This window comes from Ruegeria sp. BF7 (genome assembly GCF_056538605.1).
The window spans coordinates 355812-381810 of record NZ_JBQFTM010000002.1 but is presented as its reverse complement, the minus strand read 5'-3'; the positions used below and the strand labels follow the sequence as shown (position 1 = coordinate 381810).

Genomic DNA, 25999 nt, shown 5'->3' with positions numbered 1-25999 from the left:
ACTTTATTACTTCGCAGTCGCAGAAAATCAAGTCTTTTCTGACTATCTCAAACGACCGATTGTGAAGGTGGGATTGATGTTTTCCCTTGCGATATAATCAGTTAGGGATTCTTCGTGTGGATGGTGCGACGTTTTTGTTTCAGCCGCGGCCAAGCCGCCCGAAATGAACAGAGAATCAATCCCTTCACCCATGCCACCCAGAATGTCTGTGTGGGGGCCGTCTCCGATCACCAAAATGTCGCCGTCGGGGATATCGTGACCCAGTTCCTGCAACCGGCGTCGGGCCAGATCGTAGATTGGCGGATGCGGCTTTCCGAAATAGAGGCTTTCACCCCCCATCTCGGTATAAAGCCTCGCCAGCGCTCCGGCGCACCATTCGCGCACCTCGCCCCGATCGACCACGATATCGGGGTTGGCACAGAGCAGCTTCATGCCCTTTTGCTTGGCATAGAGGAAATCCGGACGGTTCACTGACGGGTCCGCCATCGGATCGAAGGGGCCACAGCAAACGATGCCTTCAGCTTCGTCCAGCGGGACACGCTCGATGTGAATGGGGTGGTGTAGCAATTTCAACGGTTCAAAGAACCCCGCATCACGTTGCCATTCCCCCATGAAATAGACCTTTTCGCCCACCGCACCCCGAAACATCGCCGAGCGCGCCGAGTCGCCACTGGTGGCGATGGTGTCATAGGCATCAGCGGGCACGTTGAATTGCTCAAGTTGCACGGCCACGCCCGCGCGCGGTTTCGGAGAGTTCGTGACCAGCACCACGATCCCACCCTTTGAGCGGTATGCCTGCAAGGCGGCCACGGCCTCGGGGAAAGCGGTGATGCCGTTGTGAACGCAGCCCCAAAGGTCAACGAACAAAGCTTCATAGCGATCGGAGACGTCGGACAGGGCGTGGATGATCTGGGTCATATTGGCCTCGGATGAGAATGCAGGTTTGCGCTAGCTATGCCAAAGCCAACAGCGAATGACCATCCCGCAGGGTACGCGACCTCTTTATGCAAATCGTCAGAAAGCCGGATTCATGGTACATTACTGCTCGTCATTCATTTAGTTTTTTGGAGGTGCCATGGTTGAAGTGGGCAAGGGAAGCGGCTTTGCAGAGACTTTTTTCCGATGGTTCCAGATTGTTGCAATAACCCTGGCAGGACTTTGGGCTGTTTTGCAGTTTGGTTTGCTAGAGGCAGGGAAGAATTACGTGCTCGAGGTGGATGTCTCGGCCACTGTAGGCGATGTAGCCGAAAGCGGTGGTATGTTGCCGGTCAAGGTTACATCGGTGGTGAAAAACACCGGCCATCGCGGTCTGAACCTGATTTTTGCGAAAGCAATCTTCGGAGAGGAGGACTTCATGTATCATGATGGCGAATTCAACCCACCCATACGCGATTGGGCTTCTGTAAAACACGAGCCGTTTCGATATATGGAAATGATGGGCGAACGCAGGTTTGTGGGCGCAACGGCGTTTGAATTGTTCTCTCCTTTGTATTGGCTGGACCGAAATGAGAAACAGAGAAATGAAATTCTGTTTTTTGCCAATACCGAACGGGCTTTCGTTTTCACCTATCAGGTATACTACTATGCAGCGCAAAGGTGCCGCGGTTATCTGATGTTTGAAACTTGCTTTGAGTTCGCAGCGGAGACCAGTGAGCGACCGGAAGGTGGCGAATGTCCCGGAGATACACTGTGGGTCGGGGTCACCCGGCTGTGCATCCAGTATTTCAGCCGCGAAATCACGGAAGAAAACAGCAAGTGGCACCCTATCAGCAAGCAGGAATTGGCCAAGAACCATAAATTGATCATCTATCGCAGGGATGGGACCATATTTCATATGCCCGCCGATACCTCCGAGACCGAGACCTACGTTGAATAAATTAGGGCGCCGAAAGGGCGCCCTAAATGAGTTACTTATGGTGCGGGTGTCTCAGACCTTGAGGTTCGGAATGATCTGCTTTTTGCGGCTCATGATGCCGGGCAGAACAACGGCGTCGCCATCGACCGATGCGCCAAAGCTCTTTTCGGCCACGCCTTTGACCAGATCGTTCGGCACCAGCAGGGTGGCTTCTTCGTTCAGGATGTCGACCACGAAAAGCAGAACTTGGTCAACACCGTCTTCCGTCGCGACATTCACCATCGAGTCGGCCAGGCTGGCCTTGCGGTCCAGCACGACGCCCGGCGCCGTGGTTTCCAGAACCGAGACACGGAACTTGGTGCCGTCGACCTCGTATTCCTTGCTGTCCATGCGGATCAGTTCGGCGTCCGAGAAAGACGATACATCCGATTTTGCGGCAAACATGTCGGCGGCATAGGCAGACACGTCCAGACCCAGATCAGCCGCCAGTTTCTCGGCCACTGCGCGGTCGTGCGCAGTGGTGGTGGGCGAACGGAATTCCAACGTATCCGACAGGATGCAGGTTAGCGCTGCTCCCTTGATGGCGTCGGGCATCTTGGCCGCGTCATCGCCCATCAGGTCGACCATGATGGTCGCGGTGCAGGCCAGCGGGCGCACGGTAATGTCGATCGGGCCTTTGGTTTCCAGACCACCGACCAGCTTGTGGTGGTCGATGATGGCGCGAATGTCGGCGCTGTTAACGCTGGCGGGCAGCTCCGCCGGATTGTTGGTGTCGACAATGACAACCGGCGCGTCGGCTTCAACGTCGTTGATGATGCGAGGCTTGGGCAGGTCCCAGCGCTGCAGCATGAACGCGGCTTCGGTGTTGGGTTCGCCCAGCAGAACGGGCTCGGCCTGTTCGCCTTTGACTTCGTTCAGGTACCACGACCACAGGATCGGAGAGCCGGTGGAATCGGTGTCGGGGGATTTATGGCCAAATACAAGAGTTGTCATGTCAGCGTCCTGAGGATGATAATTTTGCGCGCCTTATAGGGCGCTCCGCCAGGCTTGTCACCCGGCAGAGTTTACGCTGCGACGGTTGGTCTGACTTTCGCTGGTGTCAGGTCAAAATGGCGCGCGGGTCAGGGTGTATCCGGCCTGTTGCAACTGGTTCAGCAAACCATGTGTGTCACTCAGGTGTCCTGCACCTACCGCTATCACTGCTGTCCGAACCTGAATGTTCAGAATTGGTTTCATCCAGTTGTTGTTGCGTTCGACAAGAAGTTGCTGTTCGAAGTCGCTCCATTCCTCGTCGAACACTTCGGGCGAAAGGCCTGAAAAGTCGCGCCCCATGATGCGGGCCAGTTGCAGGGCCTGTGCGTGCTGTTCGTCGACATAGGCGTTGGTCATGGTCGCCATCTGATCTTCGCTGTTTTCGAAGGCACCGGCCATTCTGGCAAGCGATTGAGCCTGTTTTTCGATGGGGTGGATGTCAAACATGGCCATCAGGTCCTCGATCCGCTCCAGCGAATGCTGCGGGATGCCCCGGTCTTCGGCCAGAGCGTTCAGGCGGGCATCCATGCCGTGATTGGCATCCGGATCCTCGATCATGCAAGGCGGGATGCTCAGCATCATGCTTAGGAACCAGGGCCGCATTTTCGCACCCACCCAGCCCGGTATTCCCCGTTCGGCCAGGTTTGCGGATAGGGCGTTCCAATCTTCTTCGGGCAGGAGGTCAATCAGGGTAGGGCCGGACGTGATCATGATCGCGCTCGGGTCGGTGGCAAGTTTCTGCTCCCACGCTTTCATTTCGTCTTGGGTGACTTCGAAATAGAAAGCATCGGCTTTGCTGAGTGTCGGCGTCAGGCGTTCTACAATCGCGTCCATGCGCGGATCATTGAGGTGCATGGTTCCGATCAGATGCAGTATCGTGTCGCCCTTGGTTGCGATCCAGTGGTTGCCTTCGGGATAGGGGACACCTTTAAGGGCCTGTTTCAGTTCCGCCCGGGCCGCGGGTGTCAGATCTGCCGTCAGATCACGCCCGTCGCAAGCGGCCTGAACCGTGACGGGCAGCAGTAAGCAGATCAGAAACAGGAACAGGCGCATTCGTATCATCCCGGTTGTGTCAGTTGGTGCCGAGATTGACCCGATGCCCGGCATTGTGCAAGGCGGAACAGGGGTTTGCACGCGACCTCTGGCATTCTGTGGCAATTCGCCTAGCATGTGGTCATGGACCGCGAGCAGGATCTCTATCCGCCCATCAAGGCGCTGCTGGAGCGTCAGGGCTATACCGTCAAAGGTGAAGTTGGCGCGGCTGACATCGTCGCTGTGCGGGGTGGCGATGCGCCTGTGATCGTGGAGCTCAAACTGCGGTTTACTCTGGCGTTGTTTCATCAGGCGATCACGCGGATGAAAGTGACCGACCAAGTTTATATCGGGGTTTGCAAACCTAAAGGGCGCACGGCCCGGAGGGCGTTGAAGGACAACCTTGCCCTGTGTCGCCGTTTGGGTCTGGGGCTGATCACCGTGCGGGCCGATGGCGTGGTAGAGGTGCAATGTGACCCCGGCTCCTTTGCGCCGCGCAAGAACAAGGTCAAGGCCGCGCGCTTGCTGCGTGAATTCGACCGGCTGGAAGGCGACCCCAATTCGGGTGGAGCGACCCGGCACGGGATTGTCACGGCCTACCGCCAGGACGCTTTGAAATGCGCGGCTCATCTGGCCGAATGCGGTGCCACCAAGGGGGCCGAGGTGGCAAAGGCGACCGGAGTGCCCACCGCCACACGTCTGATGCGGGAAAACCATTATGGCTGGTTTGACAAGATCGATAAGGGCATTTACGCCCTGTCAGAGGCTGGCAGTGACGGGCTGAAACATTGGGCCTATAGCTGGGAAAGCACTGACTGAAGCGAATTGCCAAAAAAATCCATCACAGCTTGTTGACTCGAGGATTTGGACCCCCTAGCTATGCGTCGTTATCACTCTCTACCCTTGAGTGCTAACGCCTCGCCAGTCGGCGAGGGGAGGATAATAAACTTTGAGCCCAAGGAGCTGCAAAGATGGCATTGAAACCGCTTCATGACCGCGTGCTGGTTCGCCGTACCGAAAGCGAAGAGAAAACCGCAGGCGGCCTGATCATTCCCGACAGCGCAAAAGAAAAGCCCAGCGAAGGCGAAGTCGTCGCAACCGGCGAAGGCGCACGTAAGGACAGCGGCGAGCTGATCGCAATGGCTGTTAAAGCTGGCGACAAGATCCTGTTCGGCAAATGGTCGGGCACCGAGGTTCAGGTCAACGGCGAAGAGCTGCTGATGATGAAAGAAAGCGACATCATGGGGATCATCGAGTAAGCCGCGCGCTTCTCTGATCTTCATTTCCAACACATTTCTCAAGGAGAAACGACATGGCTGCAAAGGACGTCAAGTTCGACACCGATGCCCGTAACCGCATGCTGGCAGGTGTGAACATCCTGGCCGATGCTGTTAAAGTGACCCTGGGCCCCAAAGGCCGCAACGTGGTTCTGGACAAATCCTTCGGCGCACCGCGCATCACCAAAGACGGTGTTTCGGTTGCCAAGGAAATCGAACTGGAAGACAAGTTCGAAAACATGGGCGCGCAGATGGTGAAAGAAGTCGCCAGCCGCACCAATGACGAAGCAGGCGACGGCACCACCACCGCAACGGTTCTGGCACAGGCAATCGTTCGCGAAGGTCTGAAGCAGGTTGCTGCTGGCCTGAACCCGATGGATCTGAAGCGCGGCATCGATCTGGCAACCGCCAAGGTTGTTGAAGGCATCAAAAACGCCTCGCGCGAAGTGAAAGACTCGGCAGAAGTTGCTCAGGTTGGAACCATTTCGGCCAACGGCGAAGCCGAAATCGGCCAGCAGATCGCAGACGCGATGCAGAAGGTTGGCAACGAAGGCGTCATCACCGTCGAAGAAAACAAAGGTCTGGAAACCGAGACCGACGTTGTCGAAGGTATGCAGTTCGACCGTGGCTACCTGTCGCCGTATTTCGTCACCAACGCAGACAAGATGATCGCAGAGCTCGACGACTGCATGATCCTGCTGCACGAAAAGAAACTGTCCTCGCTGCAGCCGATGGTTCCGCTGCTCGAGCAGGTGATCCAGTCGCAAAAGCCGCTGCTGATCATCGCTGAGGACGTTGAAGGCGAAGCGCTGGCAACTCTGGTTGTCAACAAACTGCGCGGCGGCCTGAAAATTGCTGCTGTCAAAGCACCGGGCTTCGGCGATCGCCGCAAAGCAATGCTGCAGGACATCGCAATCCTGACCGGTGGTCAGGTCATCAGCGAAGATCTGGGCATGAAGCTCGAGTCCGTCACCATGGACATGCTGGGCACCGCCAAGAAAATCGAAATCACCAAAGACGAAACCACCATTGTCGACGGTGCTGGCGAGAAAGCCGAGATCGAAGCACGTGTTGCTCAGATCCGCACTCAGATCGAAGAAACCTCGTCGGACTACGACCGTGAGAAGCTGCAAGAGCGCGTTGCCAAACTGGCAGGCGGTGTTGCTGTTATCCGCGTCGGCGGCATGACCGAAGTTGAAGTGAAAGAGCGTAAGGACCGTGTGGACGATGCTCTGAACGCAACACGCGCTGCTGTTCAGGAAGGCGTTGTTGTCGGCGGTGGTGTTGCTCTGGTTCAGGCCGGTAAAGCACTGGAAACTCTGGAAGGTGCAAACGCTGACCAGAACGCAGGCATCAACATCGTTCGCAAGGCAATCGAAGCACCGCTGCGCCAGATCGCTGAAAACGCAGGTGTCGACGGTGCGGTTGTTGCGGGCAAAGTCCGTGAATCTTCTGACGCAGCCTTCGGCTTCAACGCGCAGACCGAAGAATATGGCGACATGTTCTCGTTCGGAGTCATCGATCCGGCAAAAGTTGTCCGTACCGCTCTGGAAGATGCGGCATCGGTTGCTGGTCTGCTGGTCACCACCGAAGCGATGGTTGCCGACAAGCCGCAGAAAGACGCACCTGCCGCTGGCGGCATGCCCGACATGGGCGGCATGGGCGGCATGATGTAAGCTGCTTAGGCCATAGTGCTTAGGAACGGGGTCGCCTTTGGGCGGCCCCGTTTTTTTTACGCGCCGCGCAGGAATGTGGATGTCCAAGTCGCCGAGGAACGGCTATGCGATTGATATGCGTCTGTTTCTGCTCACCGCTCTGACCATGTGCGCTTTTGCGGCGAACTCGATCCTGAACCGTCTGGCAATCGACAGCGGTGCCAGCGATCCCGCCGGGTTCGCGGTTGTGCGGGTCGTGGCTGGGGCTGTGGTGCTGGTCGCTCTGGTCTGGCTCAGGGCAGGGCACCTGCCCCTACGCAACCGGCGCCGGATCGCGGGGGCAGGGGCTCTGTCGCTCTACATGATCGGGTTCTCGCTTGCCTACCTGACGCTGGACGCCGGGCTGGGGGCGTTGATTCTGTTCGGCGTGGTGCAGATCACAATGTTTGCGGTGACCTCTGCGATGGGCAGCGCGCCAACCCACCGTCAGATAGCCGGTGCCGTGATTGCACTGACAGGGTTGGCCTATGTGCTCTGGCCGACCGGCGCGGTACAGGTCGACCTTGCGGGCGCGATGCTGATGACGGTCGCGGGCGTGGGCTGGGCAGTTTATTCGCTGGTTGGGCGGTCTGAACCGGACGCCTTGGCCGGTACGGCGGCCAATTTCGTCGTCGCGCTGCCGGTCACGGCACTGGCGCTTTTGGCCAACGGAGCAGAATGGCGGGTGACCGGTTTGGGCTATCTGCTGGCAGCCGTTTCCGGCGGCGTCACGTCGGGGATGGGCTATGCGCTTTGGTATCGCGTCTTGCCGCAACTGGCACCCACCACGGCGGCGGTGGTACAACTGAGCGTTCCTATCATCGCCATTCTTGGCGGCGTCCTTTTACTGGGTGAGGTCGCCAGCTGGCGCTTGGTATTAGGGGCATTGCTGGTTCTGGGCGGCATTACGCTGGCCGTCCTGCGCCTGAAACCGCGCTAGGGGTTTCATCACCCGCGCTTAAGGCTTATCTGGCCGCTATGAGGTATCTGACCGCCCTGCTTTTGTTTCTTGTTCCGGCCGTGGCCCAGGCGAAATGCGTGGTGCTGCTGCACGGGCTTGCACGGACCGAGGCGTCGTTCACCGTTATGGAACAACTTTTTCAGGCGCACGGGTACACCGTGGTGCGCCCCGGCTATCCCTCTACCGATCTGCCGATCCCGGAACTGGCTAACCAGACTTTGCCGGGTGCTTTTGCGGCCTGCGGAGACGACACGGCGAATGTCGTCGCGCATTCGATGGGCGGCATTCTGTTGCGTTATTGGCTTCAGGATCACCATCCCGAAAACTTGGGTCGCGTGGTCATGCTTGGCCCGCCCAATCAAGGCAGCCAACTGGTCGATGAATTGGGCGCCTGGGAGGTGTTCGGCATGTTGCATGGCCCGGCCGGGCTGGCGCTGGGCACCGGCCCTGAAGGCGTACCACGCCAGTTGCCGCCGGTGGATTTTGAACTGGGTGTAATCGCGGGAGAAAACTCTTTGAATCCGGTGTTTTCGTCAATGATCGACGGCAGGGATGACGGCAAGGTGTCGGTCGAGACGACGAAGGTCGAAGGGATGAAAGATCATATCGTCCTGCCGGTGACCCATACGTTTATGATGAACAATCCGCGGGTCATGGCACAGGTGCTGCATTTCATCGAATTCGGGCAGTTTGATCCGCAGATCACCTGGCTGGACGGGGTGCTGGGTGTCATCGACGAAATCTGCATCGGGCAGGATTGCTCGGAACCCGCTTCGGAGCCATCGCAATGACCGCCTTGAACCTGACGTTGACCGGCGCAGAGGTACTGTTACCAGAGCAGGGCTTTGTACCCTCCGACTTGGCCATGGCGGAGGGCGTCATTCAGCCGGGCCCCACTGGGCAGGTGATCGACCTGTCCGGCTACCTCGTGCTGCCCGGTATCATCGATCTACACGGAGATGGGTTCGAGCGCCATATCGCGCCGCGGCGCGGGGCGATGAAGCAAATGGACGAGGGCATCCTCTCGGTCGAGGCCGAACTGGCTGCCAATGGCATCACCACCGCTGTTCTGGCCCAATTCCACAGTTGGGAGGGCGGCGTGCGAGGTCCCGAGTTTGCGGGGCAGGTTTTTGACGCCATTGCCGCCGTCAAGGATCGCGTCGTGACTGACCTGATGCCTCAACTGCGTTTCGAGACGCATATGCTGGGCGACTATGCGGGCTTGCCCCAACGTATTGCCGAGTGGCAGGTGCCCTATGTGGTGTTCAACGACCACCTGCCGCATGACCGTCTGGCCGAGCGACGCAAGCCGCCGCGCCTGACCGGGCAGGCGCTCAAAGCCGGGCGCAACCCGGAGAAACATTTCGAGTTGTTGCTTTCCATGCATGACCGCCGGTCCGAGGTACCTGCGGCGCTGGACGCGCTGTGTGCGATTCTCGCCAAGCAGGGCATGCGCTTGGGCAGCCATGACGATGCCACCGCGCAATCCCGCGCTGACTGGCGCGCCCGGGGGGCACGGATTGCCGAATTCCCAGAAACGCTTGCGGCCGCCGAGGCCGCCCGTGCTGCTGGCGACTACATCATCTTAGGTTCGCCCAATGTGGTACGCGGGGGCTCGCACAAGGGCAACGTCAGCGCGCTGGACCTTATCACGATGGGGTATTGCGACGCGCTGGCCTCAGACTATCATTACCCCAGCCCCAGACGGGCGGCGCTGATGCTGGCTAAGTCCGGGTTGGTCGACATGGCAGGGGCTTGGGCGCTGGTGTCCTCGGGACCTGCCCGTGTGTTGGGATTGCATGACCGGGGCACGCTGATATCGGGCCAGCGCGCCGATCTGGTCATTTTGGATGCTATTACCTACAGGGTAGCCGCCACGTTGGCAGCGGGGCGGGTGAGTTACATGGCAGGTGATATCGCGGCGCGTTTCGTGGGCTAGTTACCGTGCGATACGGTTGAAATGACCCATTTTGCGACCGGCCTTGACCTCGGCTTTGCCATAAAGATGCAGAGCCACGTCGCGCTCCCGCGCCAATTCGGGCACCCGGTTCATGTCGTCGCCGATAAGGTTCTCCATGACCACATCCGAATGCCGTTGCCCGTCACCTAATGGCCATCCGGTCACCGCACGGATATGCTGTTCGAACTGATCCACAGCACAACCGTTCTGTGTCCAGTGACCCGAGTTGTGTACACGTGGCGCGATCTCATTCACGATCAACCCTGCGGGTGTGACGAACAGCTCAACCCCCATGACACCCACGTAATCCAGCGCGTTGAGGATATTGGCGGCCAACAGCACCGCATCCGTACGCTGTGCGGGGCGCAGGCGAGCAGGGACCGTCGTAGTGTGCAGGATACCATCGCGGTGCACGTTCTCGCCGGGGTCGAAACAGGCGACCTGCCCGTCCAGACCACGGGCTGCGATGATCGAAATCTCGTGGCTGAACTCTACGAACCCTTCAAGGATCGACGGCGCGCCAGCCATATCGGTCAGGGCGGCCTCGGCGTCTTCAGGCGCGCGCAACCGCGCCTGTCCCTTGCCGTCATAGCCAAAGCGGCGGGTTTTCAGGATAGCGGGCGTGCCGATCTGAGCGATCGCCGCGTTCAGACTGTCCAGATCGGTGATGTCGGCAAAGGGTGCTGTTTGCAGACCCAGCCCCTGCAGAAAGTTCTTCTCGGTCAGCCGGTCCTGACTGACCCGCAGCGCCTCTCGCCCCGGGCGGATCGGGCGGTGGGATTCCAGCAGGTCCAGCGCCTCGGTCGGGATGTTCTCAAACTCATAGGTGATGACGTCGACCGACTCGGCAAAGGCGCGCAAGGCGTCCGCGTCGTCATAGGCAGCGGTTGTCACCCGGTCGGCCACCTGCCCGGCGGGCGGGTTGGTGCCGGGCTCAAAGATATGGGTCACAAATCCCAGACGAGCTGCTGCCACGGACAACATTCGGCCCAGCTGACCTCCGCCCAGGATACCGATCTTCGCACCGAGTTGTAGTGTGTCGGTCATTCTTTCGTCTCCAACCGTGATCCAATCGCCGCCAGGGTCGCGCGCAACACATCATGGGCGCGACCGGACTGCAATCCATCCGTCATCTGCAGGCTCAGCGTTCCTTCGGTCGCAAGGGCGTCGCGCTCTGTGGCTAGTCGCCCCGACGTACCCGTCTCCATCGTGGACAGGAACCCTGACAGCAATTGTGTTGTGTAGAATTCGGCAGCATCGGCGTCTCCGGTTTGTTCGGTCAGCCACGCCGCACCTGTTGCTATCAGGTCAAGCATTCCGGGGACCATCGCGCAAATTGCGAAATGCGCATTTAGCGCCGCCTCGTCCGAGACTGCGACGACCGGGTTTTCCGGTTGGAACAAATCGGCCAGCAGAGTGTCATTTCCAAAAGCTGCCAACGGGCACCCGCCCTGCAGCAGGAAGCCCAAAGGGATCGTCTGCACGAAATCCGAGGCCGGGGCGCAAAGTTGCGCCAGTTGCTGCGCCGATACCGCAGCCATGACCGATACGATTTGCTGGTCGGCGCGAAACCTCAGGGTTTCAAGAATGCCAGGCGCAATCTGCGGACGAAGGCACAGAAACACGATGTCCGAGATATCGATAACGGATTGGGCATCGGTGACCGTCACATCCAGTTCGGCCTTAAGGGCCGCCGAAACGTCGGTGTTGCGTTCAGTGACGGCTATGGAATGCCCTTTCGAAGCCAGAAACCGAACCATCGGAGCCGCAATATGTCCGGTTCCGATAAACCCGATCCGGCTCATCCTTGTGGCTCCTCGGGGATCGAGGCCGACAACGCCTCACGCCACTCGTTCAGCCGCTGTGCCAGCGCGTCGTCCTGCAACGCAAGTATGCCGGCGGCCATCAGGCCCGCATTTGCACCGCCAGCCGATCCGATCGCCATTGTTGCCACCGGAAAACCCTTGGGCATCTGCACGATGGAATACAGTGAATCGACGCCCGACAGCGCGCGCGTCTGTACTGGTACACCAATCACCGGCACCCGCGTTTTCGAGGCCATCATGCCCGGCAGATGTGCGGCCCCTCCGGCCCCGGCAATGATCACATGCAGGCCGCGTGAAACGGCGGTCTTGCCATAGTCCCACAACCGGTCAGGAGTACGGTGTGCCGAAACGATGCGTTTTTCATATGCGATGCCCAGCTCATCCAGAATGTCTGCGGCTTCTTTCATCGTGGGCCAGTCCGACTGGCTGCCCATGATGATCCCCACTTTGACGTCGCTCATCCGCTTGTTTCCCTGCCTTCCGAAAGAGCGCGCACTATAGCCAAATCCAAAATCGTGGCAATGCGTCAGGCGATGATGTCAGGGGTCAAACGGTCTTCGATCAGACGAATGATGTCCTTCAGCCGCAGTTTCTGCTTTTTCAGCCGCTTGATCGTCAGTTGATCGGCTGTGCCGGTGGCTTGCAGCGCTTCGATTGCTTCGTCCAGATCACGGTGCTGACGGCGGAAAACCTCCAGTTCAACCCGCAAAACCTCGTCTGTTTTCATCGAAAGATCGGTGGGCGCGTTCATGAGCGACTCAGTGCCTTTTGTGGTGCTTGAAACACAAGATAGTGTGTCAGGCTTTATCCGGCCAGACCTTGTGGACATCCCTGCATATTCCCATATTCTATTCTACGCGGTTGCCAGAACGGGGCCGCACCACACGTCGCTTTGACAATAAAGGACGAAAATACGTGTCGAAACTTACTCTTGGCTCATACCCGCATCTTTTGGGGTTCGAGCAGCTGGAACGTCTTCTGGAACGGTCTGCAAAGGCTGGCAACGAAGGGTACCCGCCCTACAACATCGAACAGACTTCGGATTTTTCATACCGCATCACCCTGGCGGTGGCCGGTTTTGCGGAGGAGGATCTGTCGATCACCATCGAGGATCGCCAATTGGTGATCCGGGGCCGTCAACACGACGACAGCGAGGGGCGTATTTTCCTGCACCGTGGCATCGCCGCGCGTCAATTCCAGCGCATGTTCGTGCTGGCCGACGGTGTTGAGGTGGGCGAGGCGATCATGGAGAACGGTCTGCTGCATGTGGACCTGACCCGCGCCGTGCCGGAAACCGTGGTGCAAACGATCAACATAAGAAAGGGGTAAGAGCAATGAATACACCGATTGAGCTGAACACCGAGGGCGACCGGATCGTCTATGTGAAAGCTGTCGACGTCGCTGATCTGCCTCGGGAAGTGCGCGAGCAGGCGGGCGATCTGGATCAGCTTTATGCCGTTCACGATTCCGACGGTCAGCAACTGGCACTGGTCGCCGACCGCAAGCTGGCTTTTGTTCTGGCGCGCGAACATGACTTTTCGCCGGTGGCCGTCCACTGAGCCACTCGATTTCCCCGTGACATCTGCTGCCCCGCGGGCGAGATATGCGGACCTGAAGCGGTTCGCATATCGGAAGGGGCGAGACATGAGCTGGTTTGACTTTGACTGGGTAGACGCATTCAGCGACCGTGCCTTTGGCGGCAATGGCTGTGCTGTTGTCCACGGCGGGGCGGTGTTGTCGCAGCAAGTCTGTATGGCCTATGTTCGCGAAACCTCTCTGGTCGAATGCACGTTTACCGGACCCTCCGACGTGGCCGATATCCGGGTACGATATTTTCTGGCCAGCCGAGAGATTCCCTTTGCCGGGCACCCCACCATCGCCACTGTGGCCGCGATGCGGTCGCGCGGCCTGTTTCAGGGCGACACGCTGACTTTGGAGACCGGCGCCGGGATCGTCTCGATCCGATTGAACGGGGAAGAGATCGAGATGACGCAAGTCGCGCCGCAATTCGGAAATTCAGTACCGGCGGATCTGGTCGCCGCCGCAATTGGCCTGCCGGACGGCGCCATCATCTCTCCGCCGCAATTCGTATCCACTGGACTGCCATTCTGCATCACCGTTTTGCGCGATCATGAGGCTTTGCGCACCGCTAAGCTGAACGAGGACGCGTTGCACAAGATCACCAAACTGGCCGGATTTTCCGGGTCGGACATGGCCGAACCCTTCCTTGTCACGCTCAAAGGCGCGACTGACGCAGGTGATACGTTCTCGCGCCTGTTGATGGCGCCGCCCAGCCCGCCCGAGGACCCGTTCACCGGATCGGCCACCGGTGCGATGGCGGCCTATCTGTGGAAATATGGGCTGATGCCGAAAGACACATTCGTTGCCGAGCAGGGGCACGATATGGGGCGCCCAGGTCAAGCGACCGTCAGCCGTGTTGGGCCTGCGGATGGAATGACCGGCATCAAGGTTGCCGGACGCGGTCATGTTCTGATGCGCGGTCAGGTCGATCTGCCCGAGGTCGCGCAATGACCCAGCCCGCCATTGCGATCCTGCCCTATGGGCACCGGTTGGGGCCAAAACTGGCCTCGGTCCTGCTGTCGGAACTGATCTGGCCCGAGGGCTGCCCCGACCGCCTGACCGGCAAGACGGTTGGTGATCTGGAACACACCGATCACCTGATCATGTACCCGAACTCGACCGTGCATCTACGCCTGCGCCGGGGTACCCGCGCGCGGATCTCTCTTATGATGGGAGAGCCGTCGGCCATCCACGCCAAACACGACCGGATGCTGCGCTATACTTGGCGCCGGTTCTTCCGGGTGCTGACGTTTCATGATGTGCTGCTGCAGAGCATTCCGAACGCGGTGTTCCTGCCCTATGGCGTCACCATGGTGCCTGACTGGCAGGATCTTGATGTCAGTAAATCTAAATCCTGCTCGCTGATCGCCTCGGCCAAGCGCGACCTGGAGGGTCACCGGCTGCGTCATTCGGTGATCGACTGGGTGCGGGAAACCGGCGCGGACGTGGATATCATGGGGCGCGGTTATACGCCCTTTGATCGCAAGTCTGACGGGCTGGCCCCGTATCGCTATTCCGTAGTGATCGAGAATGTGCGGGAACGGAACTATTTCTCGGAAAAACTGACGGACGCGATACTGTGCTCGACGGTGCCTATCTATTGGGGCTGTCCAAATATTGGGGATTTCTTCGATACGTCCGGCATGATCCTGTGTGAATCCGAGGGCGATATTCAGCATGCAATTCAGGTAGCTTCGGCCGAGGACTACGATGCCCGCCTGCCGCACCTGCGGGCGATACAGCCCCAAGCGGCCGAGTTCGGAGATTTCGAAGCCCGCGCCGTCGCCGCCATCCGCGCTGAACTCTGACCACGAAAAAAGGCCCCCGCGATGCGAGGGCCTTGGAATGTTTCTGGTGCCAGCTTACGACGCGGCGATCAGACCCATGCTTTCCAGTTTCAGCAGAACCTGATGGGCGCAGTTGTCGACGTCCACATTCTCGGTCTCGACGCTCAGTTCTGGGTTCTGAGGTACGTCATAGGGGTCCGAGATGCCGGTGAACTCCTTGATCTTGCCTTCACGCGCCAGCTTGTACAGGCCTTTGCGGTCGCGGCGTTCGCATTCCTCGATCGAGGTCGCAACGTGCACTTCGCAGAAGGCGCCGAACTGTTCGACGTCTTCCCGTACGGCGCGGCGGGTGGTGGCGTAAGGCGCGATCGGCGCACAGATGGCAATACCGCCATTCTTGGTGATTTCCGAGGCGACATAACCGATGCGACGGATGTTCAGGTCGCGGTGCTCTTTCGAGAAGCCCAGTTCCGAGGACAGGTTCTTACGAACGATGTCACCATCCAGCAGCGTCACCGGACGGCCTCCCATCTCCATCAGCTTGACCATAAGCGCGTTGGCGATGGTGGACTTGCCCGAACCCGAGAAACCAGTGAAGAACACGGTAAAGCCCTGCTCTGAGCGAGGCGGTGATGTGCGGCGCAGTTCCGATACGACCTCTGGGAACGAGAACCATTCAGGAATTTCCAGACCTTCGCGCAGACGGCGGCGCAGTTCGGTGCCCGAGATGTTCAGGATCGTGACGTTTGCCTTGTCTTCGATCTCGTCATTCGGCTCGTACTGGGCGCGTTCCTGCACGTAGACCATGTGTTTGAAATCGACCATTTCGACACCGACTTCATCCTGGAACTGGCGGAACAGATCCTGCGCGTCGTAGGGGCCATAGAAGTCCTCGCCCTGGCTGTTCTTGCCGGGGCCGGCGTGGTCGCGGCCCACGATAAAGTGGGTGCAGCCGTGGTTGGCGCGGATCAGACCGTGCCAGACCGCCTCGCGCGGGCCAGCCATGCGCATCGCCAGGTTCAGCAGCGACATTGAGGTTGTTGAGGCCGGGTATTTGTCCAGCACTGCCTCATAGCAGCGGACACGGGTAAAGTGGTCCACGTCGCCGGGCTTGGTCATGCCAACGACAGGGTGGATCAGCAAGTTAGCCTGCGCTTCCTTGGCGGCGCGGAAGGTTAGTTCCTGGTGCGCTCGATGCAGCGGGTTGCGGGTCTGGAATGCAACGATCCGGCGCCAGCCCAGCTTGCGGAAATAGGCGCGCAGCTCATTCGGGGTGTCGCGACGGCCACGGAAGTCATAATGAATCGGTTGTTGAATGCCAACCACAGGTCCACCCAAATAGACCTTGCCAGCCACGTTGTGCAGGTAGTTCACCGCCGGGTGCGCATCGTCATCGGCGCCAAAGACCTTCTCGGCCTCGCGGACCTTGTTCGGAGTCCAGCGGTCTGTCACGGTCATGGTGCCAAGGATGACACCTTCCTGATCGCGCAGGGCGATATCCTGACCCAGTTCGATGGTCTCGGCAAAATCTTCGCTGACATCCAGCGTGATCGGCATCGGCCACAGGGTGCCATCGGCCAGTCGCATGTTTTCGACGACGTTTTCGTAATCGGCCTCGGACAGGAAACCTTTGAGCGGGTTGAACCCGCCATTCATCAGAAGCTCCAGATCGCAGATCTGACGCGGGCTGAGGTCCCAGCTGGTCAGGTCGGCGGCTTCCACTTTCAGCTTTTGGGCCGATTCATAAGATACATATAGCTCGGGAATCGGAGCCAGATTGCTTAACATCGTCATGGGAATACTCTTGTCGAAGTGCGGTTTAACCGGTGATTCAGGGGTGCTTGCGGGGCATTTGCCCCGACTACTGGTCGAAGTCCATATACATTCACGAAATTAAGGACGATATGCGCGGTTTTTACCCGGATTGGAAGGAAATTTCGGCAGGATCAGCTTTTGACGACTTTATTCCCGCTGGTGCGTGGTTGTCGTGCGGATTCAGCACATCTGTTCCTATCCTGCGGTGACCAGCGTCAAATCTGCGGCGCTTGCTACCGGCAGGGCTGGAATCAGGCGCGTTACGCCGCGCAATTCGAATGACTTCGTACCGCTCTGGTCGCCTTCATAGCCTGCCATCTGCAGTAATTCCGTCGAAACCAGAAGCTCGACCCCCAGTGCCTTGGTTTCACCCTCAAGCCGACTGGCCACGTTGACCGCGTCACCAATGATGGTGCGTGCCGCATGACCGGCAGCCCCGATTTCCCCCAGCACCAGATCGCCCAGATGCAGCCCCATTCCAATGCGTATCCGTGGGCTGCCTTCGGCCTCAAGCCGCTGGTTGAACTGCGCGAGGGCGCGGCTGACATCGGCCGCAGCCTTCAATCCTGCCCGGGCCGAGCTTTTGGCGTCGGGTGTTTCGAACACGGCCAGCAGGCCATCGCCCATGTATTTGTCGACCACACCGCCATCGGCAGTGATCGATGGAACAATGGCATCGAAAAACCGGTTCAGCAGAAAGACGATGTCATAGGGCAAATGCCCGGTCGTGCGTGAGGTGAACCCGCGCATATCCAGAAACAGAACGGCCAGCTTGCGCTCCTGTCCCTGGCTTGCATGGGCACGGTGCCGCCCTCCTTCCGGGCGGAACATCCGATACGCGGTAAGTGGTTCGGTGGGGCGGATCTGGCAAGCCAGCCGCGCGCCTTTCGGGGCACCAACTGCGGTGAGACTGCGGGCCTCGACCACAGCGGGGGCGGGGAGATTGTCGCCACCATCCTCGACGATCACGCGGCATGTGGTGCACCGCCCCTTGCCGCCGCACAGGGCCGTGTGCGGAATGCCATTGGCCTGCGAAATCTCAAGCAAGGTCATGCCCTTTTCGGCCACGACCTCGGGGCCCTCGACATATTTCACCCGCACAGAATGCCTGCGACGCCAGAGCTTGCGGATCGCAAACACCGCCAGCGCGGCCCCCAGCGCGAACCAAAAGGCCATCAGTGCATTGTTCTTGACGCTGAACATGGCCTCAAATGCCTCGGGCGAGGGCCAGTTGTAATGCTCGATATACTGTTCGCGCAGGAATGGATCGGCGAAATCTGCCCAGATGCGCCGCCCTTCAGTCAGCAGACCGGCCAGCGCAAAGGATGGAATGAACACCGCCGCACCAATCAGATAGGGCACAGTTTTCGACCACCATCGGGTCAGTCGCAGCCACATGTGCAGCCCGATGCAGCCATGAATCCATACCAGCAGTAATAGCAGGCTTTGCATCCAAATCACGGTGCCGGGCCACATCAGGATGATGATATAGCCCATCTCGTCATTTACATCGTAAATCTCATGTGCATAGCGCGTTTGCACGATATGAGAGATCAGTTGCAGCGGGATCAGCAGGCCAAGCACAACCTGCACACCGGTCGCAACCGGCATTCGTAGCGTCCTGCGCTGGCTGATCGAGTACAACGCCAGACCGGCATGCACCAGCAAGGCTGTATACAAAACCACACTCATGACGTCGTGGCGGGTGACGGCTTTGCGGCCATCCTGCATTCCGTGCAAGTAGTCGGTGTGAAACAGGCCCAACCCGATATTGATGAAGTGAAAGAAGGCAAAGGTAAACAGGATCAGGCCGCTGCCGATCCTCAGCCGGGTTGCCCACCCGCCTCGCCATAGAGCGCTATTCAATCAGGTCACCTGCATTCGCTTTGCGTGCGCCCGAGTCTGATACGGGCGGGCGAGTGGGTCAAGCAGAGGTTGTGCGGGGAAAGGAGGGCAGAATTCCCCGAACAGACCGGGGAATTCTTAAAAGCGTTTAGTCCTGCTCCGCCAGAAAACGTTCCGCGTCCAGCGCGGCCATGCAGCCCATGCCAGCGCTGGTAACAGCCTGACGATAAATGTGGTCGGTCAGGTCACCTGCGGCGAAGACACCAGGCACCGAAGTTTCGGTCGAGCCCGACTTGGTCACGACATATCCGCCCATGTGAGTGTCCAGCGTATCTTTGACCAGTTCGTTGGCCGGGGCGTGGCCGATGGCCACAAATACGCCCTTGCAGGGGATCTCGGTGATCTCGCCGGTCTTGACGTTCTTGACGCGGACGCCTTCGACGCCAAGCGGGGCATCGGTGCCGACCACCTCTTCCAACTCGTGGAACCACAGTGGTTCGATCTTTTCGTGCTTAAGCAGGCGATCCTGCAGGATTTTCTCGGCCCGCAGTTCGTCACGGCGGTGGATCAAAGTGACCTTGCTGGCGAAGTTGGTCAGGAACAACGCCTCTTCCACGGCAGTGTTGCCGCCGCCGACTACGACGATTTCCTGCCCGCGATAGAAGAACCCGTCGCAGGTGGCACAAGCTGACACGCCAAAGCCCTTGAATTTCTCTTCCGACGGCAGACCCAGCCACTTCGCACGCGCGCCGGTGGCCAGAATGACGGCATCAGCTGTGTAGGTAGTGCCGTTGTCGCCCTTGGCAGTGAAGGGGCGTTTGGAGACATCGAGATCGCTGATGAAGTCACCGATCACCTCACACCCCATGGCCTGCGCATGCTCCTGCATCTTGATCATCAAATCAGGGCCCTGAACTTCAGTGAAGCCGGGGTAGTTCTCGACATCCGTAGTGGTCGTCAACTGACCGCCGGGTTCGATGCCCTGAACCAGGATCGGTTCCAGCATAGCGCGGCTTGCATAGACGCCTGCGGTATAACCTGCCGGTCCCGACCCGATGATCAGAACCTTGGTGTGACGTGTTTCGGACATGGTACCCCCAACTCGATATGCCTGATTTGGGCGCATGGCCCTTGGCCGATGGATATAGCGACCCCAGTGCCGCGCTTAAAGCCCCTTCCTGTTTCACATCCGCTATGTGCCCCGAGAATGGCGCACAAAAAAAGGACATTGAAAATAAACAATATTGCGCGACCGCGAAAGATTATTGCGCATCTGCCGGGTGCTGATATAACAACCGAAAAATCAGGAGCATTAGATGGTCGCGATACGGCTGGATGAGATTGACCGCAAGATTCTGGCGGAATTGCAGGCAGACGGTCGCATGACCAACGTCGAGCTGGCAAAGCGCGTTGGTATTTCGGCACCTCCGTGCTTGCGGCGTGTGCGCACGCTGGAAGAATCGGGCCTGATCCGCGGTTACCACGCCGAGGTGAATTCGCGCGAGCTGGGATTCGAAGTTCAGGTCTTTGCCATGGTCGGCCTTGAAAGCCAGCCCGAATCCGAACTGAGCGCATTTGAGGAACGCTGTCGCGAATGGCCGCTGGTGCGGGAGTGCCACATGCTGAATGGCGAAGTTGATTTCATCCTGAAATGCGTGGCACCGGACCTGAGCAGTTTTCAGCAATTTCTGACGGGCGAGTTGCTGACCACGCCAAACGTGGCCAGCGTCAAGACCTCGCTGGTCATTCGCGGTGCAAAAGACGAGCCCGGCGTACCTTTTGATGTTCTGGAAGAACGAATGAATCGGACAGCGTGAGCGCCGTCCCCTTCGGGTGCGGCTTCATCGGTGGCAGAAAAGCTGCCACCGTCATGTAAAACACCCAACTTAACAACAACTGCATAACGCCCCCACATTGCAGAAAAAGCCCGGATTCAAGCGGTTATCGCATTCACCTCTCCGTCCCCGGCGCGCGGCAAAACCAGCGGCCCGAAGTCGTTTAACGTGTCGATATGCGAAAACAGGTTCAGATAGATCGACCTCAGTGACTGGCTGACTCTGCGAATGGTGTTGATGCCGGGGTGATAGGATTCGAACTGCAACCCGTCGACCCTGATCACTGAATGGCGTTTCAGACAGATATGAAACAACTCGACTGGTGTCGGTGGCAGCGTTTCGATGACGCTTGTACCGTCCTGGAACTCGTGGACCGGTGTCAGAACCTGATCGTCGCCGTGTAGATGCCGCAGGTGCGCAGGCGTTCCCAGCAACCGCGCGGCAGGGCCGGCGATAACGCCCGACATCGGTTTTTGCATCCCGAACGTGTCGGCCATGATCCGTGTCAGTGGTCGTGTCCTGCCGCGAGCGTCTTCGCGCCCGGGCACCAGAGTGACAGACCCTTTCCACAGTACCGTTTCAGAGGCACCGCTTTGCGTCAGTACGGTATCGCCGGGCAGCAAGTCTTCAATCGCCATTGGCCCGAATTCGGTTTCAACCAGAGATCCCCGGGTAAAGGCGCAAAATGCGTCTTCGAACATGGGCAGGGCGGGCGCAATGTGACGGGTCTGTACGACATCCCCGTTTCTCATCAGAGTACTGACCTCATAGCGCCGCAACTGCGCCTTTTTTTGAATCGTCGGCCTCGGTGCGTCGCGCAGCAACGGCGAGGTTTCAACGGCATTTCTTGCAGCGCGCGATAACGAACGTGGAATATCCATTTCAATTCCGTCCCCTCTAACTACCGCACAGACAAGCTGAACCCCCGTACAGGCCCGCCTGATTGGATTTACTTTTGTCTCGCAAGAAACTGGTGACTGCAGGGCGACAGGCACGGTTGGCGCTTGTCGAAACAATATTCCCTATGCTTTTAGTCACCACTGGTCCCCCCAGACAAACTCACACAAACGCAGGCGAAATTACCTGCGCACACACGCCCCAAACCTGATCCGCACACAATACTCGCGGCAGGCCACACACCGGATCGGAGCCTTCCTCCGGTGTGCGTCTTTACCCCTAAAAACCGGCAGCTTGGTTCACGGGGCCTTTTGATCAGCGACGTGCCGCCAGGCGGCGCGCAACTCTGACCGAATGGCTGGAGACCCGTTTCCACGGCATTTCCAGCTGTTGCTCTCTGGTGGCCGCAACCACGGCACTGAGAAAGCGCGATTTCGTCTTCATATTATGTCCTGCCCGTTTGGGAGCGTCTGTCCCGTTTCCTCTGAGCTCCCAATGTGAAGTGTCATTGCGGCGGCGATAAGGCTGATCCGGGATGAATTCAGGACAATGGGCAGCTAGCGATTCCTCTTTTGCGGATACGTCGCGCTCGGCTAACGTTTCGGCTGATAACCAACTGAGAGCGGACAATAAAAAATGAGTTGTTGCGACTCAGATAGACAAAAGAATTGTGGCAAAAAAGCGGCAAGACAAACGCAGCCTGGACGAGTTCTTAAAGTTTTATGGCTGAAATCAGGCGGCCGTAGTCGGCCTCTTTCGCGTGGGTCGACCGGCGGTAGGAATAGAATCTGTCAGGGTCCGAGTAAGTGCAGTGCCGGGTCCATTCGGCTTGGCCGACACCGGCCTGGCGCAGCCGGTGCAGGCCAAAGGCAGGCAGGTCAAATTGCAACCTGTCACCGTTTCCATTAGCGAAGAACTGCAGGTTTTCCCGGGAATCAGCGATGAACTCGTCCAGAAACTCGGGTCCCACCTCATAAGCGCGCTGCGAGATTGACGGCCCGATCACCGCTACGGTGTTTTCCCGATTGGCACCCAAGGCTTCCATCGCATCAAGGGTTGCCTCAAGCACCCCGTCCAGCGCGCCGCGCCAACCGGCATGGGCTGCCCCGATCACGTTTGCGTCAGAATCGGCAAACAGGACCGGTTGGCAGTCGGCTGTAAGAATCGTCAGGGCCAGATCGGGTGTTGCTGTGACCACCGCGTCGGCCTTGGGTTTTTCGCCATTGATGGGGGCATCGACGGTTAGCACGATTGGGGAATGGACCTGATGAACGCCGATCAGCGCCTCGGGCACGACGTCCATCGCCTGCGCCACGCGGCTGCGATTCAATGTGACGGCCTCGGTTTGGTCGGATGAGCCATAGCCGCAGTTGAGCCCGGCAAAAACGCCCGAAGATGCACCGCCGCGGCGGCTGAAGAACCCGTGACGCATGGGCGACAGTAAATCTGAGGTCAAAATCTCGAGGGTCATGGCTCCAGTCCCGGTGGCGGTGAGGAAGGGGTAGGGTAGAGGCCCAGCACTTTGAACAGGTTTCCCATTTCCTCGGGATGGGTCAACCGCCGATGTGCGGCAACCAGTGCTTCAAGCTCAGACCCGCTGAGAGATGCTGCCAATGCCTGCGCGCGGTTGGTGATTCCCAGTCGTTCAAGGAACACGCCCTGCGGTGTCAGGCGCGAATGGGCGCATCCAGCAGCGCGGGTTGCCAGGGCCAGCGGTTCGAAATCCACATGCGCTGTCAGGTCGGCCTGACCGGGCAGGACCAGTGGATCAGTGCGTTCATGCGCCTGCAGTGCCTGAAAAGTGTCACCTAGAGAGTGCCAGTCACCGTAATCCACGATCTGCCCTGCACCACCATGGGTGCCGATCCGCCCTGCGATCACTGTGATGATGGGAATCGCCGCTGCGCACAGCTCGACCAGATCGCCGTCTTTGGTGTCATCCAGCCGATACTTCAGGGCAACTTGTTCGCCCCGCGGCCCCAGCCCCCAAGTCAGCGATTCGCCATCCAAACCGATCAGACGTTCCCGCCAGCCATTGCCGTCACGCAGGAACTGGCGGATTGGCAGGGCGTCGAAAAACTCGTTCGCTACCAGAAACAGCGGTGCTTCGGGCAGGTCCGCAACAGAATCGATCCAGCGCGGCTTAAACTCCTTCAAGGTCTGCGCCTGCATGTCCCGCAGGGTAGGAGAGGCCTCGACAAGCACAATTTCGGCGGCGTCGAGAAACCCCGGTACGCGAGCCGTGGCGCGCAGCATGTCCGACATCAGTGTGCCGCGCCCCGGGCCAAGCTCGGCCAGCACGAAACGGCCCGGGTGCCCCTGATCCAACCAACTCTGCGCCAGAGACAGGCCAATCAGTTCCCCAAACATCTGGCTGATTTCCGGGGCGGTGACGAAATCTCCCTGTGCGCCCAGCGGGTCGCGGGTGGTGTAATAGCCATGCGTCGGGTGCAGCAGGCATTCGGTCATGTAATCGGCCACGCTCATCGGGCCGTCCTGCGCGATACGCGCCAGCAGATGATCTTCCAGGCTCATGATGCCGATCTTGCACGCGAGGCAAACCACAAGCCAAGTACGATCATCGGAAGCGACAGCAATTGCCCCATCGTCAGGCCATATCCACCGACTTGCAGGGCCAGTCCCAGCGGATTTCCGGCCGAGATGAACTGCGCGTCGGGCTGACGGAAAAACTCGACAATGAAACGCGAGGCACCATAACCCGCCATGAATAGGCCCATGATCAGGCCGGGTTTGTGAAAGGCGCCGCGCCGATAAACCAGCCACAGCAACAGAGCGCTTAGCAGCAGCCCTTCCAATGCGGCCTCGTACAGTTGCGACGGATGCCGTGCGCACATGCCCGCCACCACGCCGGGGCAGTCCTGTGCGGCCGCACCCGGGAAGATCACGGCCCAGGGCAGCTCGCTCGGTCGGCCCCAGAGTTCCGCATTGATGAAATTTGCCAACCGGCCCAGCAACAACCCCGGTGGCACGGTATGGGCGATCAGGTCCGCCATGGGCAGAACCGGAATCTGGTGGCGCCGTGCATAGAGGAAAGACGCAATCACCACCCCCAGCAACCCGCCATGGAAGGCCATACCGCCTTGCCAGACTTTCACGATCTCCAGCGGATTCGAAAGGTAGTAAGACGGCTGATAGAACAACACGAACCCCAAGCGCCCCCCGAGAATCACGCCGAGGATGATCCAGGTGATCAGATCCTCAAGCTGTTCGGGTTTCATCGGCGGAGTCTTGTCGGGCCACAGTGCCGGGCGCTTCAGCGCCATAACGCCCATCCGCCATGCAATCAGGATACCTGCGATATAGGCCAACGCGTACCACCGCAGCGCGAACTCCATCCCGAACAGCGAGATCGAGAACAATTCGGGAGACAGATCGGGGAAATTCAAAACAGCCTGCATGTGCGTCTCATTGCCCGGGGTTTACTGGGCAAGTCAACCTTGAGCCTGCGCCAATCATTCCCCATATAGAGACCAACCGCGATTTCGGAGTAAAGCCATGCAAACCCGCAACAAGATTCTCGACGACGTATCCCAGCTGATGACCAATGCCATGGGTGTGGCTCAGGGCGCGCGGGAAGAGGCCGAGAATGCGATGAAGTCTATGATCGACCGCTGGCTAGCCGACCGGGATTTCGTCACGCGTGAGGAATTCGATGCCGTTCGCGCAATGGCCCAGAAGGCGCGTGAAGAGAACGCAGCGCTTGAAGCACGCATTGCCGCGCTTGAGGCGAAGCTGGAAAAGTAAGCCCACATTCAGTTTTCGGTAAAACACATTCACCGTACAATCCGGACCCGGGTTGTGCGGTGTCGTGCATCTTGCCGTCTTGCGGAGTTTAATCAAGACAAAGCTGCGTGATGAGCCAATATTTTGATCGCAGTTGCCTTCTGTCCACAACTTATTGCTGTTATCCCCAATAAATAGGGTTGCCAGAACCCATCTTGCGTCGCACCATATTTAGTACAGGCCTACGGGGGAAGCCCGGCTTGTAGAGCAGGCAACTAGCGCTGGGGCGCTGCCAGCCCCAAAATGCTAGAGATTAGTGAGGTGGCATTATGGCCCTTTCCGAGCAGTTTCTCGAAGAAGACCTTCATCCGATTGATATTGTTGAACATTTGGCCGAACATCACGACTGGGACTTTGACCGGATCGGGGATGATCAGATCGCCATGGCTGTCGAAGGGCAGTGGCGGACGTATTCGATCACTTTGGCCTGGTCGCACTATGATGAAACCCTGCGGATGGTCTGCTCCTTTGAAATGGAGCCTCCGTCCGAACGCGAAAACGAGCTGTATGAGCTGCTGAACAAGATGAATGATCAGTGCTGGGCGGGGGCGTTCACCTATTGGGCCAACCAGAAACTGATGGTCTATCGGTACGGACTGGTTCTGGCCGGCGGTCAGATGGCGAGCCCAGAACAGATCGACACCCTGATCAACGCAGCGGTGCTGAGCGCCGAACGGTTCTACCCGGCAATCCAACTGGTCACATGGGGCAACCGTACCCCTGAAGAGGCGATGCAAGTCGCCATTGCAGAGGCCTACGGCCGCGCGTAAAGCTTTGCCCCAAACCGTGTAGGGGGAG

29 protein-coding genes are annotated in these 25999 nt (G+C 58.8%); 14 read left to right on the top strand and 15 right to left on the bottom strand.

Features of this window, described 5'->3' with window-relative positions; all coding sequences use genetic code 11:
- Positions 1-42: 42 nt before the first annotated feature.
- Positions 43-918, bottom strand: coding sequence for an HAD family hydrolase (locus ACR0IK_RS07805; RefSeq protein WP_480641047.1), 876 nt, complete (start codon positions 916-918; stop codon positions 43-45).
- Positions 919-1075: 157 nt separating this feature from the next.
- Between ACR0IK_RS07805 and ACR0IK_RS07800 the strand changes: the two genes are divergently transcribed.
- Positions 1076-1876, top strand: coding sequence for a hypothetical protein (locus ACR0IK_RS07800; protein ID WP_480641046.1), 801 nt, complete (start codon positions 1076-1078; stop codon positions 1874-1876).
- Between the two features lie 51 nt (positions 1877-1927).
- On the opposite strand, the gene ACR0IK_RS07795 is transcribed toward ACR0IK_RS07800, so the two are convergent.
- Together ACR0IK_RS07795 and ACR0IK_RS07790 are read right to left on the bottom strand one after the other, a co-directional pair.
- Positions 1928-2848 (bottom strand): manganese-dependent inorganic pyrophosphatase, encoded by a 921-nt coding sequence (locus tag ACR0IK_RS07795; RefSeq protein WP_480641045.1) that lies wholly within the window; start codon positions 2846-2848, stop codon positions 1928-1930.
- 111 nt (positions 2849-2959) lie between these two features.
- The gene (locus ACR0IK_RS07790) at positions 2960-3940 is read right to left on the bottom strand and encodes a TraB/GumN family protein (protein ID WP_480641044.1); all 981 of its coding nucleotides are present in this window, start codon (positions 3938-3940) and stop codon (positions 2960-2962) included.
- A gap of 123 nt (positions 3941-4063) precedes the next feature.
- On the opposite strand from ACR0IK_RS07790, the gene ACR0IK_RS07785 reads away from it, so the two are divergent.
- The 6 genes from ACR0IK_RS07785 to ACR0IK_RS07760 all read left to right on the top strand — a co-directional run bounded on the left by ACR0IK_RS07785 (position 4064) and on the right by ACR0IK_RS07760 (position 9790).
- On the top strand, positions 4064-4738 hold the full coding sequence (locus ACR0IK_RS07785; protein WP_480641043.1) for a DUF2161 domain-containing phosphodiesterase: 675 nt from the start codon (positions 4064-4066) through the stop codon (positions 4736-4738).
- A 152-nt stretch (positions 4739-4890) separates the two neighbouring features.
- On the top strand, positions 4891-5178 hold the full coding sequence (groES, locus tag ACR0IK_RS07780) for a co-chaperone GroES (RefSeq protein ID WP_039523824.1): 288 nt from the start codon (positions 4891-4893) through the stop codon (positions 5176-5178).
- Between the two features lie 53 nt (positions 5179-5231).
- The gene (gene groL, locus ACR0IK_RS07775; protein ID WP_480641042.1) at positions 5232-6872 is read left to right on the top strand and encodes a chaperonin GroEL; all 1641 of its coding nucleotides are present in this window, start codon (positions 5232-5234) and stop codon (positions 6870-6872) included.
- A 115-nt stretch (positions 6873-6987) separates the two neighbouring features.
- Positions 6988-7830, top strand: coding sequence for a DMT family transporter (locus ACR0IK_RS07770; RefSeq protein ID WP_480641147.1), 843 nt, complete (start codon positions 6988-6990; stop codon positions 7828-7830).
- A gap of 38 nt (positions 7831-7868) precedes the next feature.
- Complete coding sequence (locus ACR0IK_RS07765) at positions 7869-8642, top strand: esterase/lipase family protein (RefSeq protein WP_480641041.1); 774 nt, start codon at positions 7869-7871, stop codon at positions 8640-8642.
- Positions 8639-9790, top strand: a complete 1152-nt coding sequence (locus ACR0IK_RS07760; protein ID WP_480641040.1) for an alpha-D-ribose 1-methylphosphonate 5-triphosphate diphosphatase — start codon at positions 8639-8641, stop codon at positions 9788-9790. The genes ACR0IK_RS07765 and ACR0IK_RS07760 overlap by 4 nt, the downstream gene beginning before the upstream one ends.
- Here the strand turns inward: ACR0IK_RS07760 and ACR0IK_RS07755 are convergent, their stop codons facing one another.
- The 4 genes from ACR0IK_RS07755 to ACR0IK_RS07740 form a co-directional block, all read right to left on the bottom strand.
- Entirely contained in the window at positions 9791-10858 is a 1068-nt protein-coding gene (locus tag ACR0IK_RS07755; RefSeq protein WP_480641039.1) for a 5-(carboxyamino)imidazole ribonucleotide synthase, read from the bottom strand.
- A complete protein-coding gene (locus tag ACR0IK_RS07750; protein ID WP_480641037.1) occupies positions 10855-11616 on the bottom strand; it encodes an NAD(P)-binding domain-containing protein in 762 nt (253 codons plus the stop codon). The genes ACR0IK_RS07755 and ACR0IK_RS07750 overlap by 4 nt, the downstream gene beginning before the upstream one ends.
- Positions 11613-12098 carry a 5-(carboxyamino)imidazole ribonucleotide mutase gene (purE, locus tag ACR0IK_RS07745; protein ID WP_480641036.1) on the bottom strand — a complete coding sequence of 162 codons (486 nt, stop codon included), beginning with the start codon at positions 12096-12098 and terminating at the stop codon, positions 11613-11615. The genes ACR0IK_RS07750 and purE overlap by 4 nt, the downstream gene beginning before the upstream one ends.
- A gap of 65 nt (positions 12099-12163) precedes the next feature.
- The gene (locus ACR0IK_RS07740; RefSeq protein ID WP_170325931.1) at positions 12164-12388 is read right to left on the bottom strand and encodes a YdcH family protein; all 225 of its coding nucleotides are present in this window, start codon (positions 12386-12388) and stop codon (positions 12164-12166) included.
- Between the two features lie 164 nt (positions 12389-12552).
- Between ACR0IK_RS07740 and ACR0IK_RS07735 the strand changes: the two genes are divergently transcribed.
- From ACR0IK_RS07735 to ACR0IK_RS07720, 4 genes are all read left to right on the top strand, one after another.
- Entirely contained in the window at positions 12553-12966 is a 414-nt protein-coding gene (locus tag ACR0IK_RS07735; RefSeq protein ID WP_480590255.1) for an Hsp20 family protein, read from the top strand.
- A 5-nt stretch (positions 12967-12971) separates the two neighbouring features.
- The gene (locus ACR0IK_RS07730) at positions 12972-13196 is read left to right on the top strand and encodes a DUF1150 family protein (RefSeq protein ID WP_170423088.1); all 225 of its coding nucleotides are present in this window, start codon (positions 12972-12974) and stop codon (positions 13194-13196) included.
- Between the two features lie 85 nt (positions 13197-13281).
- On the top strand, positions 13282-14169 hold the full coding sequence (locus ACR0IK_RS07725) for a PhzF family phenazine biosynthesis protein (protein ID WP_480590253.1): 888 nt from the start codon (positions 13282-13284) through the stop codon (positions 14167-14169).
- Positions 14166-15026 (top strand): hypothetical protein, encoded by an 861-nt coding sequence (locus ACR0IK_RS07720; RefSeq protein WP_480641034.1) that lies wholly within the window; start codon positions 14166-14168, stop codon positions 15024-15026. The genes ACR0IK_RS07725 and ACR0IK_RS07720 overlap by 4 nt, the downstream gene beginning before the upstream one ends.
- 54 nt (positions 15027-15080) lie before the next feature.
- Here ACR0IK_RS07720 and ACR0IK_RS07715 read toward each other — a convergent pair whose 3' ends face one another.
- From ACR0IK_RS07715 to trxB, 3 genes are all read right to left on the bottom strand, one after another.
- Positions 15081-16799 carry a bifunctional sulfate adenylyltransferase/adenylylsulfate kinase gene (locus ACR0IK_RS07715; protein WP_480590249.1) on the bottom strand — a complete coding sequence of 573 codons (1719 nt, stop codon included), beginning with the start codon at positions 16797-16799 and terminating at the stop codon, positions 15081-15083.
- A gap of 216 nt (positions 16800-17015) precedes the next feature.
- On the bottom strand, positions 17016-18686 hold the full coding sequence (locus ACR0IK_RS07710; protein WP_480590247.1) for an adenylate/guanylate cyclase domain-containing protein: 1671 nt from the start codon (positions 18684-18686) through the stop codon (positions 17016-17018).
- 127 nt (positions 18687-18813) lie between these two features.
- Positions 18814-19755, bottom strand: a complete 942-nt coding sequence (gene trxB, locus ACR0IK_RS07705; RefSeq protein WP_480590245.1) for a thioredoxin-disulfide reductase — start codon at positions 19753-19755, stop codon at positions 18814-18816.
- 226 nt (positions 19756-19981) lie between these two features.
- On the opposite strand from trxB, the gene ACR0IK_RS07700 reads away from it, so the two are divergent.
- A complete protein-coding gene (locus ACR0IK_RS07700) occupies positions 19982-20482 on the top strand; it encodes an Lrp/AsnC family transcriptional regulator (RefSeq protein ID WP_480590243.1) in 501 nt (166 codons plus the stop codon).
- 116 nt (positions 20483-20598) lie between these two features.
- On the opposite strand, the gene ACR0IK_RS07695 is transcribed toward ACR0IK_RS07700, so the two are convergent.
- The 5 genes from ACR0IK_RS07695 to lgt form a co-directional block, all read right to left on the bottom strand.
- Positions 20599-21381 (bottom strand): Hint domain-containing protein, encoded by a 783-nt coding sequence (locus tag ACR0IK_RS07695; protein ID WP_480641033.1) that lies wholly within the window; start codon positions 21379-21381, stop codon positions 20599-20601.
- Positions 21382-21712: 331 nt separating this feature from the next.
- Positions 21713-21841: a hypothetical protein gene (locus tag ACR0IK_RS07690; RefSeq protein WP_302478180.1), complete on the bottom strand. Its 129-nt coding sequence runs from the start codon at positions 21839-21841 to the stop codon at positions 21713-21715.
- Positions 21842-22109: 268 nt separating this feature from the next.
- Positions 22110-22868, bottom strand: a complete 759-nt coding sequence (gene pgeF / locus ACR0IK_RS07685) for a peptidoglycan editing factor PgeF (protein ID WP_480641032.1) — start codon at positions 22866-22868, stop codon at positions 22110-22112.
- Positions 22865-23932 (bottom strand): class I SAM-dependent methyltransferase, encoded by a 1068-nt coding sequence (locus ACR0IK_RS07680; protein ID WP_480641031.1) that lies wholly within the window; start codon positions 23930-23932, stop codon positions 22865-22867. Before ACR0IK_RS07680 ends, pgeF begins: the two co-directional genes overlap by 4 nt.
- A complete protein-coding gene (gene lgt / locus ACR0IK_RS07675; protein ID WP_480641030.1) occupies positions 23929-24816 on the bottom strand; it encodes a prolipoprotein diacylglyceryl transferase in 888 nt (295 codons plus the stop codon). Before lgt ends, ACR0IK_RS07680 begins: the two co-directional genes overlap by 4 nt.
- 97 nt (positions 24817-24913) lie before the next feature.
- Between lgt and ACR0IK_RS07670 the strand changes: the two genes are divergently transcribed.
- Both ACR0IK_RS07670 and ACR0IK_RS07665 read left to right on the top strand, forming a co-directional pair.
- Positions 24914-25162: an accessory factor UbiK family protein gene (locus ACR0IK_RS07670; protein WP_171669487.1), complete on the top strand. Its 249-nt coding sequence runs from the start codon at positions 24914-24916 to the stop codon at positions 25160-25162.
- Positions 25163-25470: 308 nt separating this feature from the next.
- Positions 25471-25971 (top strand): type III secretion system chaperone family protein, encoded by a 501-nt coding sequence (locus ACR0IK_RS07665; RefSeq protein WP_480590232.1) that lies wholly within the window; start codon positions 25471-25473, stop codon positions 25969-25971.
- The last annotated feature ends 28 nt before the right edge of the window (positions 25972-25999 follow it).

Coding starts and splice junctions, on each gene's coding strand:
- ACR0IK_RS07805 (WP_480641047.1), bottom strand. CDS start 918: ATGACCCAGATCATCCACGCCCTGTCCGACGTCTCCGATCGCTATGAA.
- ACR0IK_RS07800 (WP_480641046.1), top strand. CDS start 1,076: ATGGTTGAAGTGGGCAAGGGAAGCGGCTTTGCAGAGACTTTTTTCCGA.
- ACR0IK_RS07795 (WP_480641045.1), bottom strand. CDS start 2,848: ATGACAACTCTTGTATTTGGCCATAAATCCCCCGACACCGATTCCACC.
- ACR0IK_RS07790 (WP_480641044.1), bottom strand. CDS start 3,940: ATGCGCCTGTTCCTGTTTCTGATCTGCTTACTGCTGCCCGTCACGGTT.
- ACR0IK_RS07785 (WP_480641043.1), top strand. CDS start 4,064: ATGGACCGCGAGCAGGATCTCTATCCGCCCATCAAGGCGCTGCTGGAG.
- groES (WP_039523824.1), top strand. CDS start 4,891: ATGGCATTGAAACCGCTTCATGACCGCGTGCTGGTTCGCCGTACCGAA.
- groL (WP_480641042.1), top strand. CDS start 5,232: ATGGCTGCAAAGGACGTCAAGTTCGACACCGATGCCCGTAACCGCATG.
- ACR0IK_RS07770 (WP_480641147.1), top strand. CDS start 6,988: ATGCGTCTGTTTCTGCTCACCGCTCTGACCATGTGCGCTTTTGCGGCG.
- ACR0IK_RS07765 (WP_480641041.1), top strand. CDS start 7,869: ATGAGGTATCTGACCGCCCTGCTTTTGTTTCTTGTTCCGGCCGTGGCC.
- ACR0IK_RS07760 (WP_480641040.1), top strand. CDS start 8,639: ATGACCGCCTTGAACCTGACGTTGACCGGCGCAGAGGTACTGTTACCA.
- ACR0IK_RS07755 (WP_480641039.1), bottom strand. CDS start 10,858: ATGACCGACACACTACAACTCGGTGCGAAGATCGGTATCCTGGGCGGA.
- ACR0IK_RS07750 (WP_480641037.1), bottom strand. CDS start 11,616: ATGAGCCGGATCGGGTTTATCGGAACCGGACATATTGCGGCTCCGATG.
- purE (WP_480641036.1), bottom strand. CDS start 12,098: ATGAGCGACGTCAAAGTGGGGATCATCATGGGCAGCCAGTCGGACTGG.
- ACR0IK_RS07740 (WP_170325931.1), bottom strand. CDS start 12,388: ATGAACGCGCCCACCGATCTTTCGATGAAAACAGACGAGGTTTTGCGG.
- ACR0IK_RS07730 (WP_170423088.1), top strand. CDS start 12,972: ATGAATACACCGATTGAGCTGAACACCGAGGGCGACCGGATCGTCTAT.
- ACR0IK_RS07725 (WP_480590253.1), top strand. CDS start 13,282: ATGAGCTGGTTTGACTTTGACTGGGTAGACGCATTCAGCGACCGTGCC.
- ACR0IK_RS07720 (WP_480641034.1), top strand. CDS start 14,166: ATGACCCAGCCCGCCATTGCGATCCTGCCCTATGGGCACCGGTTGGGG.
- ACR0IK_RS07715 (WP_480590249.1), bottom strand. CDS start 16,799: ATGACGATGTTAAGCAATCTGGCTCCGATTCCCGAGCTATATGTATCT.
- trxB (WP_480590245.1), bottom strand. CDS start 19,755: ATGTCCGAAACACGTCACACCAAGGTTCTGATCATCGGGTCGGGACCG.
- ACR0IK_RS07700 (WP_480590243.1), top strand. CDS start 19,982: ATGGTCGCGATACGGCTGGATGAGATTGACCGCAAGATTCTGGCGGAA.
- ACR0IK_RS07695 (WP_480641033.1), bottom strand. CDS start 21,381: ATGGATATTCCACGTTCGTTATCGCGCGCTGCAAGAAATGCCGTTGAA.
- ACR0IK_RS07690 (WP_302478180.1), bottom strand. CDS start 21,841: ATGAAGACGAAATCGCGCTTTCTCAGTGCCGTGGTTGCGGCCACCAGA.
- pgeF (WP_480641032.1), bottom strand. CDS start 22,868: ATGACCCTCGAGATTTTGACCTCAGATTTACTGTCGCCCATGCGTCAC.
- ACR0IK_RS07680 (WP_480641031.1), bottom strand. CDS start 23,932: ATGAGCCTGGAAGATCATCTGCTGGCGCGTATCGCGCAGGACGGCCCG.
- lgt (WP_480641030.1), bottom strand. CDS start 24,816: ATGCAGGCTGTTTTGAATTTCCCCGATCTGTCTCCCGAATTGTTCTCG.
- ACR0IK_RS07670 (WP_171669487.1), top strand. CDS start 24,914: ATGCAAACCCGCAACAAGATTCTCGACGACGTATCCCAGCTGATGACC.
- ACR0IK_RS07665 (WP_480590232.1), top strand. CDS start 25,471: ATGGCCCTTTCCGAGCAGTTTCTCGAAGAAGACCTTCATCCGATTGAT.